We start from the raw sequence: 377 nt of genomic DNA on the forward strand, positions 1-377 counted from the left end.
GGTCAGGTTGTAACGTTCAACGGCAGTACGTATATTGCGAATGTGGCATCGCCAACCGGAACGCCGGGCACATCGCCGGATTACACATTGCTTGCTGGCGCGGGAACAACGGGTGTGACGGGGGCAACTGGAGTTGGAGTGACAGGAAGTACTGGTGAAACAGGAGCAACAGGCGTAACGGGATTGACTGGCGCAACGGGAGTAAGCGTAACAGGTGAAACAGGAGCCACGGGAGTTGGTATAACGGGAAGTACCGGAGCAACTGGTGTCACGGGGGGAACCGGAGCGACAGGTATCGGGGTAACGGGAAGTACCGGAGTTACTGGTGTCACAGGGGAAACAGGAGTCACAGGTATAACGGGAGCAACTGGAGTCGG

At 57.0% G+C, this 377-nt stretch carries 1 pseudogene; it reads left to right on the top strand.

Annotation, left to right across the window (positions count from 1 at the left end):
* A pseudogene (locus FE296_RS00210) lies at positions 1 to 377 on the top strand (exosporium glycoprotein BclB-related protein); the annotation flags it as partial.

This window comes from Paenibacillus sp. UASWS1643 (assembly GCF_008693195.1).
GTDB lineage: Bacteria > Bacillota > Bacilli > Paenibacillales > Paenibacillaceae > Paenibacillus > Paenibacillus amylolyticus_B.